The sequence below is a fragment of the Photorhabdus hindustanensis genome (genome assembly GCF_002968995.1).
Lineage (GTDB): Bacteria > Pseudomonadota > Gammaproteobacteria > Enterobacterales > Enterobacteriaceae > Photorhabdus > Photorhabdus akhurstii.
The window spans coordinates 1-21,495 of record NZ_PUWT01000002.1 but is presented as its reverse complement, the minus strand read 5'-3'; the positions used below and the strand labels follow the sequence as shown (position 1 = coordinate 21,495).

The following is a 21,495-nucleotide window of genomic DNA, read 5'->3' as shown; positions in this document are numbered from 1 at the left end:
CTTACTTTTGATATAGAGACAGACTGAAATAGACAACCGCAGAATCACGTTTAAGATAATCACAACGATAAATTCAACAACATGATTCTGCCGGAATATTGCAATTCTTTAACAATCTCAAAAACAACAATTTGATATTTTATTATCAAGACCAGTTGCCGCTACGAATCACCCCAACCGCCAATCCTTCAATTGTCAGGCTCTGCTCACGCAAATCCACCACAATTGGCTTAAATTCAGGGTTTTCTGCCAGCAATTCAACTCTGTTTCCAGTCTGTTTAAAACGTTTTACCGTCACTTCATCTTCAATGCGAGCAACAATAATCTGCCCATTACGAACATCTTGTGTTTTATGCACGGCCAACAGATCACCATCCATAATCCCAACATCTTTCATAGACATGCCGCTGACCCGCAACAGGAAATCCGCACTTGGCTTAAACAGTGCCGGATCAACCTGATAATGACTTTCAATATGCTCCTGTGCCAACAGTGGTTCACCTGCGGCGACACGACCAATTAACGGTAAACCAGATTCTTCAACCAGCAAACGGATACCTCTAGATGCCCCAGCGACAATCTCTATCACCCCTTTACGAGCCAATGCTTTCAAATGCTCTTCAGCCGCGTTAGGTGAACGAAAGCCAAGACGTGCTGCAATTTCAGCACGCGTCGGCGGCATCCCCGTTTGCGAAATATGGTCACGCACCAAGTCATAAACTTGCTGCTGCCTTGCGGTAAGTGCTTTCATTTCGTCCCCTGTTTGTTTATACAGTCAATATGTGAGTATATACAGCTAAATAACGATTGGGAACCTACTAGGGTAGAAAATTAGCCAATTATAATATAATACCTAACTATTAAACTAAATCAGGTCATAAAATAGCGCCAAAGGATGGTCCCCCAGACAATTAACGACAGAATCATTGTTAGAAAGACAGCCGCCGATCCCATATCTTTCGCGCGACCGGACAGTTCATGGAACTCACTGCCAATACGATCAACCACGGCTTCAATAGCACTATTCAGGATTTCCATAATCAACACCAGCATCACTGAACCAATCAGTAAAATGCGTTCAATTGCGCCGATATCCAGATAAAATGCAACCATCATAGCCAATATCGCTAAAATTATTTCCTGACGGAAAGCCGCTTCATTTTTCCATGTTGCCCTAATGCCCTTCACCGAATATACGATTGCTTTAATGATACGGGTCAAGCCCTTGGATTGATTCGCCATAAATTATTCACACCAAATATGAGGTTATTTGACACTTTCCCCTTTTATTATTGTCTTAACACAACAGATCTCAACACCTGTTTCTGATATGCTGGCAACGTGTTGCTAACAAGAGGCTTCAAGATATTTATGTCAAGTTGGCGTAAAATATATTATAAATTATTGAATTTACCACTAAAAATACTGGTAAAGAGCAAACTTATCCCTACAGATCCTATTACTGAATTGCGGCTCGATACGACACGCCCGATTCTGTACGTGCTGCCGTATCACTCCAAAGCAGACTTACTGGCATTACGTCAGCAATGTCTTGAACAGGATCTGCCGGACCCATTAAATTCACTGGAGATTGGTGACACTGAACTTCCCAGCTATGTATTTATCGATAATGGCCCACGTGTATTCCGCTATTGTGCGCCAAAGCAGGAATCCGTAAAAATTTTCCATGATTACCTAGATCTTCATCGCAATAATCCAAATCTGGATATCCAACTGCTGCCAGTTTCTGTCATGTTCGGCCGTTCCCCGGGACGCGAAGGGCAGAGCGCTCCACATTTGCGGCTACTCAATGGTATCCAAAAATTCTTTGCCATTCTCTGGCTAGGCCGAGATAGTTTTGTACGCTTTTCAAACACAGTATCGCTACGCTATATGGCAACTGAGCATGGCACTGACAAGACGATTGCCCATAAGCTGGCTCGCGTGGCGCGAATGCACTATTCACGTCAACGCCTGGCAGCCGTTGGGCCACGCCTGCCGGTTCGTCAAGAGCTGTTTAACAAGTTACTGGCATCGAAAGCAATAGAAAAGGCGGTCTCCGATGAAGCCCGCAGCAAGAAAATCTCACATGAGAAAGCCCGACAAAATGCCGTTAATATGATGGAAGAGATTGCGGCGAATTTCTCTTATGAAACGGTACGGCTGTCAGGCCGTGTACTGGGTTGGACCTGGAATCGCCTGTATCAAGGGATCAATGTTCACAATGCTGAACGTATCCGCCGTCTGGCACAGGATGGCCACGAACTGGTTTATGCGCCCTGCCACCGTAGCCACATGGATTATTTGCTGCTCTCCTATGTACTCTATCATCAGGGCTTGGTGCCGCCCCATATCGCCGCAGGCATCAACCTGAATTTTTGGCCGGCAGGGCCAATATTCCGCCGCCTTGGTGCATTTTTCATCCGCCGCACGTTCAAGGGTAATAAACTCTACGCCACGATATTCCGGGAATATCTAGGTGAGTTATTTGCCCGAGGTTATTCTGTTGAATACTTTATGGAAGGCGGTCGCTCCAGGACAGGTCGTTTGCTCGATCCCAAAACGGGTACGCTGTCCATGACGTTACAGGCGCTGTTGAGAGGCGAATCACGCCCAATTACCATTATTCCGATCTATATCGGCTATGAACATGTGATGGAAGTTGCCACCTATGCCAAAGAGCTGCGGGGCGCAACCAAAGAGAAAGAGGGCTTTTTCCAGATGATACGCGGTTTGCGTAAACTTCGTAATCTGGGGCAAGGCTACGTCAACTTTGGCGAACCCATCCCGTTGATCCAATACCTTAACAACCATGTTCCTAGTTGGCGCGATTCTATTGATCCAATAGAGTTCCAGCGCCCCGAGTGGTTCAATCCGACAGTCAGTCAACTGTCTGAAAAGATTATGGTAAACATTAACAACACTGCGGCGGCTAACGCGATCAACTTGTGTTCGACCGCTCTGCTTTCGTCACGTCAGCGAGCGCTAACTCGTGAGCAACTGCTTGAGCAACTGGATTGTTATATACAGCTCATGAGCAATGCGCCCTACGCTGCCGATGTCACTGTGCCAAAGAAAACCGCGGAGGAGTTGTTAGAACACGCTCTGCAAATGGATAAGTTCGAAGTAGACAAAGACAGTATGGGCGACATTATCATTCTGCCGCGTGATCGAGCAGTTTTGATGACCTACTACCGCAACAATATTCAACATCTCTTAGTACTGCCATCACTGATTGCCTGTATCGTTATTCATCATCGCCGCATCAGCCGCGAAGCGTTGTTAAACCAGGTCGCGATCATTTATCCACTCCTTAAAGCCGAGCTGTTTATGCGTTATAGCAAAGCGGAGCTGCCAGAAGTGGTTAATACGCTGATCAACGAACTGACCCGCCAGTGCCTTATCTGCAACAAGGAGCATGGCATGCTGGTGCTTAATCCAGCACGTATCCGCCCCCTGCAATTACTGGCAGCCGGTGTCCGTGAAACACTGCAACGTTATGCCATCACCCTCTCTTTACTGAACGCCAACCCAATAATCAGCCGGGGAGTGCTGGAAAAAGAGAGTCGGATGTTAGCGCAACGTCTGTCAGTATTGCATGGTATCAACGCACCTGAATTCTTTGATAAGGCGGTATTTACTACGTCGGTAAATACACTACGTGAAGAAGGTTATATCAGTGACAGTGGTAATGCGATTACAGCAAATACCCACGATCTGTATCAGGTATTGGGTGAACTGATGTCACCTGAGATTCGTCTTACGATCGAGAGTGTCAGTTTGCCACCAGAGCATAATGATACCGAAGAGAGTGACAAGGAAGGATAATCTTCTTAAATACTGGTGATAATGGTTATTCACATTATCACCAGATATTTCAGACATAGCTGAAAAAGATGCCAAGGAATAGCACCAAACCTACATAGTTATTATTGAGGAATGCCTGGAAACACAGTGTTCTTTCCCGGCCGACGATCAGTCTCTGCTGATAAATAAATAGCGTACCCGCAAGCAACAGTGACCAATAGTAGATACCGCCCAGATTCATCATATAACCCACCAGAGCTAGCACCAGTAACATAGCGAGTTGCAATAACCCTATAATCAATTTATCGAAACGACCAAACAGGATAGCTGTGGACTTAACGCCAATTTTTAAATCATCGTTTCGATCGACCATCGCATATTGTGTATCATAAATAACCGACCAGAAGATATTAACCAGGAATAATAACCAACACTCTAATGGTAAAGACTCACTAACCGCAGCAAATCCCATAGGAATAGCCCAACCGTAAGCTGCCCCTAGCACAAACTGAGGAAGATGACTAAACCGTTTAACAAAGGGGTAAAACCAAGCCAGAGCCAACCCAACAACTGACAACCCGATCGCCATTTTATTCAAGGTCAGCACCAGCCCAAAAGAGATCAGCGCCAGCACGACAAACAGGATCTTACTCTCTTTCTCACTGATAGACCCACTCGGCAGGGGACGTGCTTTTGTGCGTTCTACGTAACCATCAAATTTTCTGTCAGCAAAATCATTGATGACACATCCCGCTGCACGCATCAGAAACACACCGGCAGTAAAGACCAATAATATGTGCATATCCGGAATCCCTTTCCCAGCCACCCACAAGGCCCAGAAAGTCGGCCACAACAACAATAATGCACCTATAGGCTTATCAATACGCATTAAACGGCAATAGGCCAGCCATTTACTTTGCGCTATACTTCCCGCCACTTCTGTTTCCCCCTTTTAAATTTTACCTTTATATACAGGTGATTCAGGTAAAAAGACTTCGGTTAATAATAATGGCTTGCCTGATAACCTTAGCAATGATCGTCTTGCCCAACGGTTTACCTGCCGCCCCACATGAATATAGTCCCGCGTCAATTTATTACCACTAAAAAGATACCTCCCCAGTGGGACTGTTCCTAAATCAACCAAACTTTCATCTGGGCCGGTTAATGTCGCTTCCGGGATTAACGTTCGCCCCAATAGCCAGGGGATATTATCGCCACACAGCACAATCTCACGCAGCCAATATCTTTGACTTGTTGGCAAACACTGACTTTCATCAGAAAGTTGCTCGGCGGTAATAAAACATTCTCTGAATGGTATGATACACACCCGGTTACAATATTGCTCAAAACGGCGAGTCATTGAACCTAATTCCATCAACCAATCTAAAATCTCATCAGACAAAATGGGCGAATCCACCGAAAGCCATTGAATAGGCGCCGTTGTTAATATTGAGTCAGTTGACATACGATTTTCCATTAGGACAAACTTCTTTTATCCGGAAGTACAATTGATAACCGCTGAGAATACCACGTTGTAGGTATACAGAATAAAAAGTTATAACAAATTATATAAATATTATTGAGTAAAAATAAGCGAATTATGATGAACATAATTCGCTCATATCAATTAACTTTCTGATTCAGAATAAGTGATTAACGCCATGCTTTAAAACGATTAATCAACCCATTTGTTGAACTATCGTGGCTGGTAATCTCTTCACTATCCTCAAGCTCCGGTAAAATACGGTTAGCCAATTGCTTACCTAATTCAACTCCCCACTGGTCAAAAGTAAAAATGTTGAGAATTACCCCTTGTACAAATATCTTGTGCTCATACATGGCAATCAACGCCCCCAAGCTAAATGGGGTCATTTCACGTAACAGAATAGAATTAGTTGGGCGATTTCCTTCAAACACTTTAAATGGCGCAACATGTTCAACTTCAATCGCGATTTTGCCACTTGCGACAAATTCAGCATCCACCTGCTCACGAGATTTACCAAAGGCTAATGCTTCCGTCTGAGCAAAGAAGTTTGATAACAATTTGTTGTGATGGTCGCTCAATAGGTTATGGCTGATGGCTGGCGCAATAAAATCGCAGGGAATCAATTTAGTTCCCTGATGAATAAGCTGATAGAACGCGTGCTGACCATTCGTTCCAGGTTCTCCCCAGATGATTGGGCCAGTTTGGTAATCTACTGGATGACCATTGCGATCGATATATTTACCGTTAGATTCCATATTGCCTTGCTGAAAATAGGCAGCAAAGCGATGCATATACTGATCGTATGGCAGAATCGCTTCAGTTTCCGAGCCAAAGAAATTGTTGTACCAAACACCAATTAACGCCAGCAATACAGGAATATTCTGCTCAAATGGGGTATTGGCAAAGTGCTGATCCATTGCGTGCGCCCCACTAAGCAACTGTTCAAAATTTTCAAACCCGACAGAGAGTGCAATAGATAAACCAATCGCTGACCACAATGAATAACGGCCGCCAACCCAATCCCAAAACTCAAACATATTTTTGGTATCAATACCAAATCGCTTAACTTCCTGCTCATTTGTAGAAAGTGCCGCAAAATGCTTTGCAATATACCCTTCATCACCCGCACTTTTTAGGAACCAGTCACGGGCAGAGTGAGCATTGGTCATCGTTTCCTGAGTAGTGAACGTCTTGGAAGCAATGAGAAACAACGTCGTTTCCGGGTTAAGCGCTTTCAAGGTCTCCGCAATATGAGTTCCATCAACATTAGAAACAAAATGCATATTCAAGTGATTCTTATAAGGTTTCAGCGCTTCCGTCACCATATAAGGGCCAAGATCTGAACCACCGATACCGATATTCACCACATCAGTAATCACCTTACCGGTATAACCTCTCCACTCGCCATTAATCACGCGTTCACTGAAATCTTTCATTTTTGCCAACACCGCGTTGACCTGCTGCATAACATCTTCCCCGTCAACCACAATCGGGGTATTACTGCGATTACGTAGTGCAATATGCAATACAGCGCGATCCTCAGTACGATTAATTTTCTCACCAGAAAACATACTGCGAATAGCCTCGGCAACATCCGTCTCTTTAGCAAGCGCCTGTAATTTTTCTAATGTCTCCGTTGTGATGCGATTTTTTGAAAAATCTACCAGAATCTGGTCATCGAATGTCGCTGAGAACTTAGCAAAACGATTTGGGTCCTGTTCAAACAATTCACGTATGTGAATATCCTTTATCTGCGCAAAATGCTGTTCCAACGCTTTCCAAGCTGAGGTTTGACTAGGATTAATATTTTTCATAGCTATGCTCTCTATCAACTGACTGTAATTAATTGGGAGTAAAGAAAGATTGTAACCTGTAATTCTATGATTCGAGCCTCTTTTCCTTTAATCACTGATATTGGTCAAAACGATTAGGTTTTTCTAGTTCTATTTGCTGAGGTGTATAAAAAATAATTACTGTTCTCTACTATCCTCAATTTATTTTATGATTCTTATCGCGTCATGAAAGATATTGATGTCACTCTTCACCCCGTTGACTCAAACCCGTTAACCCGATATTTCTAAAAGACTATCCAGTTAACAGAAGGTTATCGCAATGAGTGCTGTTTCATCCCAATGCCCGGAAATTGGCGGGCATGTAGTCGCAAAATTTGGTGGTACCAGCGTGGCAAATTTCGATGCCATGAATAACAGTGCAGATATCGTACTGGCAAATAAAGCAGTACGTGTAGTTGTGCTGTCTGCGTCCGCCGGTATAACCAACTTATTAGTTGCATTAGCGGCAGGCTGCGATGCAGATAAGCGGGCTGACTACTTGAAACAGATCCACGCCATTCAATACGCAATAATTGATCGCTTGCATGAATCCGATGCGATTCGTCAAGAGATTAATCGTCTACTGGAAAATATTAAAACCCTTGCTGAAACCGCGTCTCTGGCAACCTCTGCGGCTCTGACAGATGAATTAGTCAGCCACGGTGAACTGATGTCCACACGATTGTTTACCGAATTGCTTCGCCAACGCGGTAAAGATGCCGAATGGTTTGATATACGCAAAGTGATGTATACCGATGATCATTTTGGCCGTGCTGAACCAAACCATGAACAACTTCAATCGTTGGCAACAGAACATCTCTTACCACGTCTAAAAAATACCCTGGTTGTCACCCAAGGCTTTATTGGTCGTGAAGAGAACGGTCGTACCACTACACTGGGGCGCGGTGGCAGCGATTATACTGCGGCGCTCTTGGGAGAAGCCCTTGGCCTGAAACGCGTTGATATCTGGACAGATGTTCCGGGCATTTACACCACTGATCCACGAGTTGTTCCAACCGCCCAACGAATTGATCAGATTGCCTTTGATGAAGCGGCGGAGATGGCAACATTTGGCGCCAAAATTCTACATCCGGCAACCCTGTTTCCTGCTATTCGCTGTGGCATTCCAGTATTTGTCGGCTCTAGTAAAAACCCACAGGCCGGCGGTACGCTGGTCTGTGATACCACAGAAGCCCCACCACAGTTCCGCGCTATTACCCTGCGCCAGAAACAGACGTTACTGACATTACACAGCCTGAAAATGCTACACGCACAGGGATTTTTGGCCGAAATATTTACTATTCTGTCACGTCATAATATCTCGGTGGATTTGATCACCACCTCGGAAGTCAATGTGGCATTAACACTCGACACCACTGGCTCCACCAGCACGAATGGCAGCCTGCTGACCAATGCGCTTATGACGGAGCTTTCGACGCTGTGTCGGGTTGAAGTGGAAGAAGATCTGGCGCTGGTGGCAATTATTGGTAATCAGCTTTCTCAAACCAACGGATTAGGAAAAAAGGTTTTTAGTGTGCTGGAAAGATTCAATCTCCGCATGATCAGTCATGGCGCCAGTAACCATAACCTGTGCTTGCTTGTTCAAGGCAAAGATGCAGAACAAATTGTTCAAATCCTTCATCAGCGTCTGTTTGAATAAGTATAGTTTTTCAGGTAATTGATATCCTTCTCAGTCAGAAGACTGAGGGGATATTACGGTAAGTCCATCATTTGACTTAAAAATTAATTGTGTAGGAATATCTGTTTTTCATAATAGCGAGACTTCCGTTTTCTTCATTATTGTTTTTACTTCATTCTGGCAAGATCAGAAAAAGTTTCTTTTAATTTTTACCATTTATTTTTAAATAGCTTTCTGCTGCAAATCTCCGTGTGAATTAGTTAGCATTTTCACTTACATATTTAACTATATTGAGGGACAGTAAATCATAGGATATTTTAAAAAAACATTATTTTTCTCATTTATTAGGGAAATTATACGTAGAACAATTATATTATCTTGATAAAGAAAGGTCTATCAATTAGTATGCATAACGATTAAAACTGAAACATCGATATTCCATACTGTTTAATAACATATGTAAAATCAATCAAATTAACTGAAAAAACAACAGTTATATTAGCAAGCAAATGTGTTCTAGCTTGTGCGGTAGCTATCATGAATATCAATAAATCATACAAATACAATCTTAGTATAAAAGGATAATATATGGAACTTGAACAGCAAGTATTATCGATAGTCAACAAAATTGCCAGAAAAAATGTTGAATTAGATGATGAACTTTTAAAAAAAAATCTAATAGATTCAATCACTACTGTCGATCTCATCCTGGAATTACAAGCAGAATTCGATTGCCACATATCAGCAACTGACGCTGAATCTATTCTCGAAACCCCTAAATCAATCATCAACTATTTAAACAGCTTAAAATGATGTTAAAAAAGATATCTATTAATATTTCAGCATTATTATTCGCAGCAATTATTTTTTCATCGATTATAGTATTTATTAATAGTTTCAATTCGAAAATAGTAGAATACAAATATATTAAAGACGATAATAAATCAACCAACTATCTGCCTACTATTACAGATCAACACAATGCTATTGACTTCTCAAAAGAAAAATCACTTGAATATGGGTTTAAAAATAATCATGTCATTTTATTTGGATCATCTGAATTAACAAACAGAACGCATAAATTTATGCCCTATAATTTCTTAACAAAAAATTTAAATATTCCGACAATCGGCGTTGGTAAAGCGCACTTTGAATTATTAGCAATTTATGGTTATTTATCAGCTTATCAAGAATATTTAAATAAGGATAGCAGAATAGTCATTATCCTATCACCAGGATGGTTTGAAAAAACAGATCTTCTGCCACAAGCATACAATTCTCATTTTCCATCCTATATCGCAAATAAACTCGCAAGTGATGAAAATACAAAAAATATATTTTCCAACTATCTCAATGAAAACAAAAATGACTTTAAAAATTTAAACTCCACCCAATTAAAATTAATTTATAAAGACAATATAGTCTTATCATCAGTTACAAATGCTTTAAATTATATATCAAACGCAAGAGTAAACATCCAAAATATAATAAATGACAATCATAAAATTAAAGCTGAAAATATTTATGTATCTCATGAATATCCTTTAATGAAAAAACAATTTAAAATTGCCAATACCGAAGTTCAATGGCAAGATCTAGCTAATGATGCTAAAAATATTGAACTTAACAATATGAGTAAAGAGACACAATGGGTAAATAAAAAATACTATGAAAAGTATGTAAAGGATAAAAAGATTAAAAAAGCATTCCCTAATGGAGTCAATTACAGTAAAGAAATACACGCCCTTGACCACTTATTGAATTTATTAGCGAAATATAATGTCGATGCTCTATTTATTATGCAGCCATTAAACCCTTATGTATACACAGATACCAATAACTTTAATCCCGTTGAAAATATTATATCAGAGAAAATAAAATCTCATGGCATGGGGTATTTAAATCTTATTGAAGAGCAATATCAACCAGGAGTATTAACTGATATTATGCATATGGGGGAATATGGTTGGTTATTAACTGATAAGGCTATTGTGGAACATTTTGCGAAATGAAATATTTTATAAAGGCTTTTTTATTATATCTTTTTCTAATGCTTACCTTATTTTATCATTCTGATTCTATCGTCAATGGTAGCAGTGAAGTTAAAGTAAAATATGAATATCAGCAATTTTAGAATAAAGAAGGCATAAAAAACATGTTTGCAAATTTTAACTTTTTCATTTATCTATTTTCAGCCTCATTTATTTTTTCCTTATTTTTTCTATTTTTTAATAAAAAAATAAATTCTAAAATTGCATTAAGTGTATTTTCTATTATTTGCTGGTGTATTATTTTCAGATATAAAATTTATATACCTATAGCGTTATCTGTTTATTTCTATTTAATAACTTTAATTTTCAAAAATAATATAATTAATAAATTAGTATCTTCTCTGCTAATCATTTTACCTTTATTTTTAGTTAAATTAAATTTGGAATTTAGTCATCTACTCGGAGTTATCGGTTTATCCTTTTTTACATTCAGGGCTATAGATGTCATTTTATTCTCCAGTAAACAGCAAAAAATAGTAATTTACGAATATTTTGCTTATTTATTCTTACCATTAGTTTGGCTGGCTGGCCCTATGTATAGATGGAACAGCTTCAAACGTGATTTACTTGAATTACAAGTGCCAGTTTCTTTAGATAAATGGTTTTCCGGTGCCGGACAAATACTATATGGTGTAGTTCAGAAATTCTTATTCGCCGCCATTATCTATAACGTATTTTTATCTGACTATATTAATAAAGACACTATTGAATCATACTTAGTCGTTGCTATAAGTTATAGTTTTTACTTATATTTTGATTTTGCAGGTTATACCAATATGGCTTGTGGCGCAGGCAAGCTATTTGGCATAAACTTACCTATTAATTTCCATTATCCAATTTTAGCCAAAAACCCACAGGACTTTTGGCGTAGATTTCATATTAGTTTATCTGAATGGTTAAGAGACGTCATCTTTATGCCATTATATAAGATGCTAATGGAGAAAGAATTTTTCAAAAACCATAGACTTCTTGCCCAGAATATCAGTATTTTTATCACATTATTTTGTATGGGTATTTGGAATGGACTAGAACTTAATTATATTATAAGTGGTGCTTTATTTGGTTTTTACTCTGTAATGCATAATTGTTTAATTAATTACACCAGAGATAAAGAAAACCTCACTAATATCTTAGATACAAAACTCATCTCTTTCTTTGGCAGACTGATAACTTTAACTTTAATTTGTTTCTCTTTATATATATTTAGTGGATACAGTTTTATAAAATGAAATATCTCAACGAATATAGCGAATCAAACTTTGATCTATTGATTAACGATAGAATAATAGCACCTTCTCATCCAGACAATCCCGCCATTGTAGGTTCAGATCAAGTCATTTATTGGCGCGATTTATATGATGAAATTAAAAAGTGGCATTCTAAATATTTAGAACTAAATTTAAACCGCAACACGCCATTGATCTTATACGGACATAAAGAAGCTAATTTTTTAGTTTCAATTTATGCATGTATAACCTATAAGATCCCATTTATTCCAATCGATATAATTTATCCAACGCAACGTTTGTTAGAAATTGCATCACTATCCAACACGCCTTATTACTACGATGTTATTAGCAATACATTCAAAACGACAAACGTTGATTATATTGAGTTTGATGAAGACAGTGTTGCCTATATAATGTTTACATCCGGTAGCACAGGAAAACCTAAAGGCGTCGTCATTGGACGTGAAAGCGTTTATGATCTTATGCGATGGATGTACAATGATTTCAAGCTTGGTGAAAAACCTGTTTTCATGAATCAAGCACTATTTAATTTTGATTTATCCATGTATGAAACATTTGGTACATTGGTATACGGTGGTACATGTATTTGCATTTCTCAAGAAACAACCACTGATTCTGAAAAATTCTATCAAGCTTTAAATTATTATCAGCCAACGGTATGGGTTTCCACACCTTCTTTTTCTTATAAGCAGTTATTATCTCAGGATTTCAATTCCTCCTTTTTAAAAAATCTAAAACATTTCCTATTTTGTGGCGAAATTCTAAGTAAAAATCTCGTTAAGCATTTAAGGAAAAGATTTCCATCTGCCATTATCTATAATACTTATGGTCCCACAGAAGCTACCGTGGCAACAACGTTAATTGAAATTAGCGATCAACATCTCCATTCGGAAATGGAATTATTGCCAATTGGAGAATCAAGATCAGGCTCGACTCTGACATTGGAAAATGATGAAATTGTTATCTCTGGCGCTCATGTAATGAGAAAATATATTGGCGCCAAAGCGGAAGATAATAATAGATTGACAATTAATCAAGATGGGATGAGAAGTTTCCGAACCGGAGATATCGGCAAATTAATTGATAATATCTGGTATTGCTTTGGCAGGGAAGATAATCAAATAAAACTAAATGGATATCGTATTGAGCTACATGAAATTGAAGAAAGGCTGATGAATCTTCCTATCGTTGATAGCGCTGTTGTTTTGCCATTAAAAAAAGAAGATGGTTCTATTGTTCGCTTGGTTGCTTTCTGTAAATTCAAAACCATTATTGATAAGGAAAATTTAGTTAACCTTCTTAAAAAGAATTTACCTTCCTATATGATACCCAGTGAATTTATCAATATTGATAACTTTCCAGTCACCAATAACAGTAAAGTTGATACAAAATCTTTACTGTCAAGATATAACAATAATGAATGTGAAATTATAAAATAATTAACATAAAGCCGAAAATAAAAAGAAAAAAATTTCAAATATACGCGCTCAGTAAAATAGATTTACCATAGAAAACATATCAATATGACAGATGATCAGCGCAGTATTTTTATCCCCGACTGATCACCTGTTACCTAACATTAAGAAAAGGTTAAATACTATTAGTCGTTCGCAATGTTGACCATAATGCTTTCATAGCTTTTCCTCTGGGGAAAGCAATATATTCCGGTTCAATTAACGACGGCCGCCAGCTCATTTTATATTGACGTTGCGAAGCCGCAGGATAAACAATACCGCCTTTTGATGACAACCATTTGGCAATTTTATAAAAGATCGCCGAGTCATTAATGTATCCCTCCTCGCCGAACTCCACCAAAGGGGTGAAGCCCAAATGCAGGTAGGAAACTACCCCCTCTTTCAGGAAGTCATTAATCGCAGTTTCATTAATAAATTGCATCGTGCCGTCGGGTATATCCGGTTTTTTTCGAGATAGGTTATGAAACCATCCCGATGTCTCCCCCCAAGTGTAGCTATAAACAATATATGCCTGAATTTGTTCTCCCTGTGTTGCAATATAAACTCTGTGCTCGCCTGAACTCACTTCTACGGTGTTGAAATCAATCACCAATTTTTTCAGGGCCTTCGCATGTTTTTCTTTCAACCAAAGCTGATTAATATGTTCTAGTTGTGGTTTAAATCGATAATATTCCTCTTGCGAGCAGATCTCTCGAACGGAAATCCCCGCTCTTCTGGATTTACTGATTTTATTTCTAAGCTGCTGAAACCGTTTGCCTTGCATATTATATCCATCAAGACTCAATGAATAACTCGCGCCAAGCTGGTTCACAGAAAAGCCATTATCTTTCAACAATACAAAATCGCTCTCATCGCCGTGCAGAAAAACCGGGAAAGCCCGCTTTTCTTTGGTGAAGTTGAGAAAAGAGTGCAAAAGTGCAGCTCGTTCTTCTCCAGGAGCCAAAATACCACCTACACACATATGCAGATTTTTGTCCTGAAAGAAACCAATAGCCCCCTTTTGATTAGTAAACCAATACGTTTCACTATTGAACAACAGGCTACTCAACGGGTGCTTTGCATAGCAAAGCATTTTTCTGAGATGACTGTTGCCAAGAACATCCTGAGCGTTCCCAGTGGCAATAATCTGAGGAGCATCAAGCAACATGCTCATAACGCTCACCCTGGTTATTTCGGGAATACTGAACAGGAATGAACCCATGCTTTCTGGCGATATCCCGAATCGCCAATGCATCATTATAATCAATAGATTTACCGATGCTTTGATGAACACTCACCCCTTCAAGCGCCACAGCGATAGTTTCTGATAAGCAGGCAAGATTTACCCCCGCAGGTACATCGATCACGTTGCTATCGCTATAGGTCACTTTCTCAGGCTGATAGACCAATCCCCCCTCGTAAATTTGATGATTGCCATCCCGAATGAAATCGAAAGGTCTGGCCGCATCAAAAACGATAGCGGAATCTTTTAAGTAATGCGTATTCAAGAAAGGCTTACCTTCACTCGTTGCCGAAACGATAAAATCCGCCTGACTCAAGGAGTGCTCATAACTCTCTATCGCTTCCAAACCAAAGGTATCAACGACTTCAAGAACTTGCTGATGCAATACTTGAGCATCTGTCACCCCCGGATTTTGTTTAAACAGCCATTTTCTCATCTTATCCATGACCGAATCTGGCTGAATAACATCATGTGTTCTTAACACTGCGGAAAGAAGCGCTTTGGTCAGTTCAGAGAGCAAGATGCGCGCTTTATTAGGACGGCTAACCAAAATAATCCGACCAAAGTTATGGGCTAAACCCGTGACTGAAAGCCTGCCTACGGAGCCTCTGGCGCCCACTACCGCCAAGGTTTGCCGGGACGCATTTTCCGTCAACATTGAGCGTATCCCCTCAATCACCGCCACCGCTGTCAGAGAGTTGCCATTAGTCAATATCCTGCCCTGCCGATTATTCACCAAACTATGACCACCGTTAGTAATAACCGAGGTGTAAGCCCCTAAACCGACGATTTCAGCGCCATTTCTCTCCGCCACATCAAGATATTCCTTCATCAATACCGCCCGTTCTTTCGCCGATAATGCCATCATATCTTCGGGACTGATAGGTGAGAAAAGGAGCATACCATTCGCATATGCCGCTGAACTTTCGACACCAAACTCAATAGCGACATCAGGATTAAAATCAATCGAGGAAACCTGCATGATCCAGTCACTGAGCTGTTTCTGCTGCTCCAGCGTGTAATTCTCCTTTATTGACAGGCAATAAGTGTGAGCAAGCTCATTGACCGAAGTAGTATGCATCAAGAAAGCGAATTTCTTACCCTCCGCCAATCCAGAGACAGGCGCTTTAATCTGAGCAATATTATTGTTTCTTGAAATGGGATAACTCACCGAAGGCGGCGGGAGATTCGCAACAGGTACGTCTATCAAGTGTGAAAAAAGAATGTCATATCGTCCATTCTGAACCAGTTGACATACCTCATCAAAAGCCGTGAAAAATGTCTTGATATCCTCTTTGGAAACGTTAAGCGGTGGTTCAAAACGTACAGAACAAGGGCGAGACATTAACGGCATGGTGAAAAGGCCATAATATTTCAATAAGAAACTACAAATGATATAAGCCAGACCACCGCTTCTTTGACTGAAATTGATAAAGATATTGGAAACCGCTTTGCTGTCCTGTATTTCAAGACCACGCATCAACCCAGCCCCTTGCCAGTAAAAATGCTCCGGGTATTTAGCAGACAATTGTTCAAGACATTCATCAACATAGCGGCTGACTTCTTGAATATGGGTTAACGCTTTACCATCATCTTTAGTCAGATGCTCGATAACAGCAATCCCCATCGTCGCCGCCAGAACGTTATTGGCAAAAGTAGAGCTATGTTTCCTATCAAACTCGGATAAATAAAGCTCATGTGAATACAACATCGCGCCAATCGGCGAGATACCTGCTCCTAACGCCTTGGAAAACAGGATCACATCCGGTTTCAAAGCATAGAGCGTGGCTGCACAGAATGACCCAAGCCTACCGATACCCGTCTGAACTTCATCAAATACCGACAATGTGCCATTCCCTTTACACAGTGCCAAAATATTGGACAAGGTATCTGGTGGAATGACTTTCATTCCGCCTTCTCCTTGCACTGGTTCAATGATAAATGCGGCAAATTCCCGGCTCTCCAGCTTTCTTTTTATTTCATCCAAATCTTCACTATCAACCTGCTCATATAATTTATCATCGTAAATGAAATCAGCTTTAAACCGATGAGATCCTGTAGCGGATAATGCCGAATAGGTTTTACCGTGAAAACTGCGATGCAAACTTAAAATACGCTTTCTGCCAGTAAACAAACGGGTAAATTTAATCGCAGCTTCTACTGTTTCAGCACCGCTGTTAGTAAAAGTACAGTGGGTATATTTTTCTTTATCTATTTGCTCTGCAAGCATTTCAGCTAATAGCCGTACCTTTTTGTGAATATTGGGCTGAAAGAAGATAGGTTCTTTATTTTCAGTGAATCTATTAATTTCAGCGATAGCAAAATCAGGATTATGCCCAAATGGCAGCGCGCCATATTGAGCCAAAAAATCCTTAACAACCCGGCCATCCGATAATGTCAGCCGGTTATCTTCGGCAGACTTAATATCCAGCTCAAGGCCCACAGAATTTAATAAATTCTCACGATATTGATTAACAAACATAGTTCTCTCTCTTTTCTTAGGTGTACAAAGTCATGCTGTAAACAGCATGGAAAAATCCTTGAGTTATAAATAGGTGATTCTAAAAGTAATTAAGCTTGTTGTATGATCTGGTTAATCATTTGGAATTCTCCTATCGGATGAAATTTGAATAACTGTACTGCCAAATAGAAATTCATAATTTCTGGTGTTGTCATTACCTTAATTCCACCGCAACATCGGAATATGAAACCGGCAGTTTCCTCAAGGATCTTTTCCAAGGTATAACGTAACGCGAGAATCTTGTGGACAGCATTTTCATCCTGGCTAGCATAAAAAGCAATAATCAACATCTGACCGAGAATAACATTAATCTTATAATCAGCTTGAGTCAGGGTATATTTAATTGGCTGCTGTTCTACTACTTTCTCAGGAATAAAACGAGTAAGTCCATCAAGAATTCCAGAATAAGTATTAGCAGCAAAATAATTAAATAGTGATAAACCGCAGGAAAGCACCATCTGTTGTTCAATCCCCTTATAATGGGAAAGTCGTTTAGGCGATACTTCGGCATCCAAGAATTTGATTTCTTGATTATCACTTTCAGTCAAAATTCCCAATTTCCAAAAAGGAATAACCTTAGAGTTCTGCGCCGATTTAGAAATCAGCACAACTCTCATCTCATCGTCATTATCGGTATCGCAGACTGATAACACATAATAGTCAGCAATCGAAGATAGAGAACAAGGTTTCTTCGAACCATTAACAAACAGCTTTCCCTCTTTTGAATGCATTTTAAGTGATGGTGTAAAAATATTCATTCCAGGTAGTCCTTCTGCAAAAGCAGAAGCAACCAACGCTTTTGATGCCATAACTTCATTCAATAATACGTTGCTGTCTTCGAATATATCAGGAAACTTACTGCAAGCCAGTACAATATGATTATGCATTGTTAAGGCAATCCCAACAGCGGGAAGCCACGCAGAAGCTTCACGGATAGTATTACCCACTTGATGAAGCCCATCCATACTGGATTGAGCCATCAAACGCAGGCATTGTGAGGCGGCCTCAGAACCCAATAACAATCTTTTCAATCTATCTGGTGTCAAATGTTGGTATTTCCCGCTATTCTTCCTGAGTTCTTCAACAATATTTGTCATTTTTAATTCTCCTTTGCCTATTCAAACAACCTACTGAATAAGGCCAATATCTACGCTAAGCCCATGTATTTAAGGCGCGACTGCTGCATCTGTTCAACCAAAGAATGAGATAGTTCAAGGCGAGATTCCACCGTAGAATCGGACAACAGCATCCCAGGCGCTAATTCATAACCTTCAATCAAGCGCAAATGGTTCTGCATACCCCGTTGATAGAACATTTCACGCTCTACAAACAAGTCATCAACAGATACCTGGTTCCATAACGCCAATCCTTCTTCTATACACTCAAGAGCCGATGGTTTTAGAGAATTATCATTTTCAAGCGCCAGCTTAACGATATTTGCACACACCGTCAGATGTCTTAATTCATCAGCATTCGCTCTGGCCTGTGTCTCAGCCGCCGCAATATCAAAGGGGCGCCACTTGATTTCGCTGAGTTCCGAAGTTGGCGCAAGCACGCCTTCCAAAACGACAGTAAGAATCAACACACCTGCAATATAATCATTTTTCAACACTACCCATTTGTCGAAATAGGTTCTCAATGTCTCCAACATATTGGTCATTTTTCCTCGTAAGAGGCTTTCCATCTTTCCGGCCACATTGTCGATGTCCGCAAAGCCTATTCTGACCAGATGTTCTCTGAATAATTTAGCATGCCTGCCTTCGTCAAATATCTGAGTCAGCATATAATCGAAGTTGATATTGTCAGGTGCCTTATTTGCAAGTAACAATAACGCTTTCGTTGCTTCATATTCCGAAATCGATTTAAAAGAAAGCTCCCGGATCAGAGACTCCCGTAAATCACCTGGCAAATAGGTTAATTTAGGATCATTGGCATAATGGCTTCTTTTTCTTTGTTCAACACTTATCTGTTCAGTGAACCACTCATCCAAGCCCCAATCTTTTGCCTGCATTTCTATTTCCGATGCCTGTTTAATTAGACTCATAAATAAATGCCCCTCCAAGTAAGTTATCTCTCTACAATGATTTATTTCAATGAACAGTGGGTTGTTTAAATATATTAATAGATAACTTAGGGAAATTTCCTAAAACACCACGATCCAGGCAGATATGGACAAACAGTGCAATAACGCTGTAATTGTCCTTAAAGAACCAGATCCAAAGCAAGCTAATCACACTGAGTGTGAATAAATTGTGGCAGATATTATAAATGGTATAAAAAGCTGAAGGTGGAGTTTCTTTTTTATTCAACAAACTCCAGATCCGCCCTGGGTAATAACCAATAATATCAATCAGAAAAAACAACAAAATAAATTGCCACCAATTTATATAACTTTCAAGCTGCCAGGTCAGAAATAAACTGATAAAAAACAATCCTAGAAATTCCCAACGCAGAATCTTCAATGTATTAATCATCTCTATTCTCCATTATTTCTCTTTTCATGATTGCAATAAGATCTCCTGGCTGTTTAATCCAGGCGCTGTGAGGATTACCTTTGAAAGATAAAGTTATTTCCCTAACTTCTGCGTTAGGTATAAGACTTGCTAGTACTTGAGTAGACTTTAACGGAGCCCAATTATCTCCTTTAAAACAGATATAAACAGCCTTGGATAAATTTTTATTCTCCTTACCCTTATAAGCACGGACATGATCATAATTTCCCGTACAAGCTGTTCTGGCCCAATCCCGCATTAATCCCTTAGCTTCTCTTATGCCAAAACCAATCTTTTTCCCGGGGAGATAACCATATAACGCAGTCAGAATGTTAAAAATAATGGCTGCTGTTATTATCTGTACCCTCCCCATTCCCTGCCAATTCTTATACCATACGTTCCCGGTTGCCACACAAAACAGAGAAAATGGCCTGTCAGTCGAGCAGGCAAAGAGCGTCGCAATATGCCCCCCGAGACTGTGACCAAAAACAATAGGAATTTTATTGCTATTTAATTCAATAGCCTTGTCTAACATTGCCGGCAGATAATCTCGCAACAGATCGGAATAATTATAGTCATTTTCTCGACTTGGTTTAGGTTGACTGTCTCCATAGCCTGGCATATCAGCAGTGACAACCTGAAAACCCTCTTTTACCAGTTGTTGTATTAAAGTTTCATATTTCCTGATTTCCACACCAATAGCAGGTAACAATATAATAACTCTGCCATCACTATCTCCCCGATAAACTTTATAATTACAGAGAAAATTACCAGCCACTTTAAAGTAATTACCGTTAATATTATTTTTCATATCTATATGCTCTCAACAACTACATCACACTCCAGTGACTGACATTGGCGATAGATCCGCCAAAAAAATTTATATTTTAAATGCGATCGGTGTCAAATAGTTGTCCATCTCGCCAAGCTACTAGTGATTTTTTAATTTGTTATTAACCAATACAAAATCCCCTTATACTTTCTTAGTAATAGGCTATAGATAAATCAAGGAACATATATTATTTTATAAATTATTTGCTGGAAAAATTATTTTACACATCAAAAAAAATTTAGTTTTAAATGTAAATCATACCATTTAAATATTAATAAATAAGTTATTAATCAATAATAAAATATCAATTTTAAATGTATTGAATCTATATGAAACAATATTGATAGAAAGCTATAACCACATAAAATCACAAACAGTTAATAGTAAGAAGAGATAATCTTAGTTTAAAGAATACATAAGAACAATGAAATTTATTGATGAATCAATTCAAAAATATATTCGAAAAATTATTTCCTAACATTACTTTAATAAGTTAATTTATATTATTTTTATCTATATTTTACATGATGATATAATTAATGTTCATTAATTATATCATTACTACTATTTAATTAATGAAATTAACCAGCCATTCTTTTCTTTTACTCAATGACTGGTTTTATATGGCGGATTCGACTAATAAGCGCAATTTTTCAGAAAGGCGGTCAGTTGCTATAGTAGGCATCTTTCCCGCCACAGGAGAATGCGCTATGGCCTATACACAACTGACCGAGACAGAAAGATATCAGATTTCCAGTTTAAAAACAGCGGGTTTTTCACAGCTTTTCATTGCTGAGTCACTTAAGCGAAGTCCGTCGACCATCAGCAGAGAATTGAAGAGAAATCAAGAAGTTCAAACCTATTGCCCTGAACAGGCTCATTTGAAGG

18 protein-coding genes are annotated in these 21,495 nt (G+C 39.3%); 7 read left to right on the top strand and 11 right to left on the bottom strand.

All coding sequences use genetic code 11. From position 1 onward, the window contains the following. Positions 1–145: 145 nt before the first annotated feature. On the bottom strand, positions 146–751 hold the full coding sequence (lexA, locus tag C6H66_RS01045; RefSeq protein ID WP_036778115.1) for a transcriptional repressor LexA: 606 nt from the start codon (positions 749–751) through the stop codon (positions 146–148). Positions 752–870: 119 nt separating this feature from the next. After that, positions 871–1,242, bottom strand: coding sequence for a diacylglycerol kinase (locus C6H66_RS01040; RefSeq protein WP_065389952.1), 372 nt, complete (start codon positions 1,240–1,242; stop codon positions 871–873). Between the two features lie 129 nt (positions 1,243–1,371). On the opposite strand from C6H66_RS01040, the gene plsB reads away from it, so the two are divergent. Beyond that, on the top strand, positions 1,372–3,828 hold the full coding sequence (gene plsB, locus C6H66_RS01035) for a glycerol-3-phosphate 1-O-acyltransferase PlsB (protein WP_046396141.1): 2,457 nt from the start codon (positions 1,372–1,374) through the stop codon (positions 3,826–3,828). Between the two features lie 49 nt (positions 3,829–3,877). Here plsB and ubiA read toward each other — a convergent pair whose 3' ends face one another. From ubiA to pgi, 3 genes are all read right to left on the bottom strand, one after another. Further along, positions 3,878–4,744 carry a 4-hydroxybenzoate octaprenyltransferase gene (gene ubiA, locus C6H66_RS01030; protein WP_105394558.1) on the bottom strand — a complete coding sequence of 289 codons (867 nt, stop codon included), beginning with the start codon at positions 4,742–4,744 and terminating at the stop codon, positions 3,878–3,880. A 15-nt stretch (positions 4,745–4,759) separates the two neighbouring features. Beyond that, on the bottom strand, positions 4,760–5,272 hold the full coding sequence (gene ubiC / locus C6H66_RS01025; protein WP_105394557.1) for a chorismate lyase: 513 nt from the start codon (positions 5,270–5,272) through the stop codon (positions 4,760–4,762). A 188-nt stretch (positions 5,273–5,460) separates the two neighbouring features. Then, positions 5,461–7,107: a glucose-6-phosphate isomerase gene (gene pgi, locus C6H66_RS01020; protein WP_105394556.1), complete on the bottom strand. Its 1,647-nt coding sequence runs from the start codon at positions 7,105–7,107 to the stop codon at positions 5,461–5,463. A gap of 298 nt (positions 7,108–7,405) precedes the next feature. Here pgi and lysC point away from each other — a divergent pair, with 298 nt between their 5' ends. The 5 genes from lysC (at position 7,406) to C6H66_RS00995 (ending at position 13,504) form a co-directional block, all read left to right on the top strand. Further along, the gene (lysC, locus tag C6H66_RS01015; RefSeq protein WP_105394555.1) at positions 7,406–8,785 is read left to right on the top strand and encodes a lysine-sensitive aspartokinase 3; all 1,380 of its coding nucleotides are present in this window, start codon (positions 7,406–7,408) and stop codon (positions 8,783–8,785) included. Between the two features lie 567 nt (positions 8,786–9,352). Then, the gene (locus C6H66_RS01010; RefSeq protein WP_046396136.1) at positions 9,353–9,577 is read left to right on the top strand and encodes a phosphopantetheine-binding protein; all 225 of its coding nucleotides are present in this window, start codon (positions 9,353–9,355) and stop codon (positions 9,575–9,577) included. Then, a complete protein-coding gene (locus C6H66_RS01005) occupies positions 9,574–10,776 on the top strand; it encodes a D-alanyl-lipoteichoic acid biosynthesis protein DltD (RefSeq protein ID WP_105394554.1) in 1,203 nt (400 codons plus the stop codon). The genes C6H66_RS01010 and C6H66_RS01005 overlap by 4 nt, the downstream gene beginning before the upstream one ends. Positions 10,777–10,919: 143 nt before the next feature. Then, on the top strand, positions 10,920–12,044 hold the full coding sequence (locus C6H66_RS01000; protein ID WP_105394553.1) for an MBOAT family O-acyltransferase: 1,125 nt from the start codon (positions 10,920–10,922) through the stop codon (positions 12,042–12,044). Then, on the top strand, positions 12,041–13,504 hold the full coding sequence (locus tag C6H66_RS00995; protein WP_105394552.1) for an AMP-binding protein: 1,464 nt from the start codon (positions 12,041–12,043) through the stop codon (positions 13,502–13,504). The genes C6H66_RS01000 and C6H66_RS00995 overlap by 4 nt, the downstream gene beginning before the upstream one ends. Positions 13,505–13,655: 151 nt before the next feature. Here the strand turns inward: C6H66_RS00995 and C6H66_RS00990 are convergent, their stop codons facing one another. The 6 genes from C6H66_RS00990 to C6H66_RS00965 form a co-directional block, all read right to left on the bottom strand. After that, positions 13,656–14,693 carry a DUF2156 domain-containing protein gene (locus C6H66_RS00990; RefSeq protein WP_105394551.1) on the bottom strand — a complete coding sequence of 346 codons (1,038 nt, stop codon included), beginning with the start codon at positions 14,691–14,693 and terminating at the stop codon, positions 13,656–13,658. Beyond that, on the bottom strand, positions 14,677–17,244 hold the full coding sequence (locus C6H66_RS00985; RefSeq protein ID WP_105394550.1) for an aminotransferase class III-fold pyridoxal phosphate-dependent enzyme: 2,568 nt from the start codon (positions 17,242–17,244) through the stop codon (positions 14,677–14,679). Before C6H66_RS00985 ends, C6H66_RS00990 begins: the two co-directional genes overlap by 17 nt. Before the next feature lie 89 nt (positions 17,245–17,333). Continuing rightward, positions 17,334–18,380, bottom strand: a complete 1,047-nt coding sequence (locus C6H66_RS00980; RefSeq protein WP_046396130.1) for a hypothetical protein — start codon at positions 18,378–18,380, stop codon at positions 17,334–17,336. Between the two features lie 50 nt (positions 18,381–18,430). Next, positions 18,431–19,327, bottom strand: a complete 897-nt coding sequence (locus C6H66_RS00975) for a hypothetical protein (RefSeq protein ID WP_046396129.1) — start codon at positions 19,325–19,327, stop codon at positions 18,431–18,433. 46 nt (positions 19,328–19,373) lie between these two features. Continuing rightward, entirely contained in the window at positions 19,374–19,757 is a 384-nt protein-coding gene (locus tag C6H66_RS00970; RefSeq protein WP_036778138.1) for a membrane protein, read from the bottom strand. Continuing rightward, positions 19,750–20,586, bottom strand: a complete 837-nt coding sequence (locus C6H66_RS00965) for an alpha/beta fold hydrolase (protein WP_052739446.1) — start codon at positions 20,584–20,586, stop codon at positions 19,750–19,752. The genes C6H66_RS00970 and C6H66_RS00965 overlap by 8 nt, the downstream gene beginning before the upstream one ends. Positions 20,587–21,317: 731 nt before the next feature. Between C6H66_RS00965 and C6H66_RS00960 the strand changes: the two genes are divergently transcribed. Beyond that, positions 21,318–21,495 (top strand): helix-turn-helix domain-containing protein (locus tag C6H66_RS00960; RefSeq protein WP_146111005.1); only part of this gene is annotated, 178 nt, incomplete at its 3' end.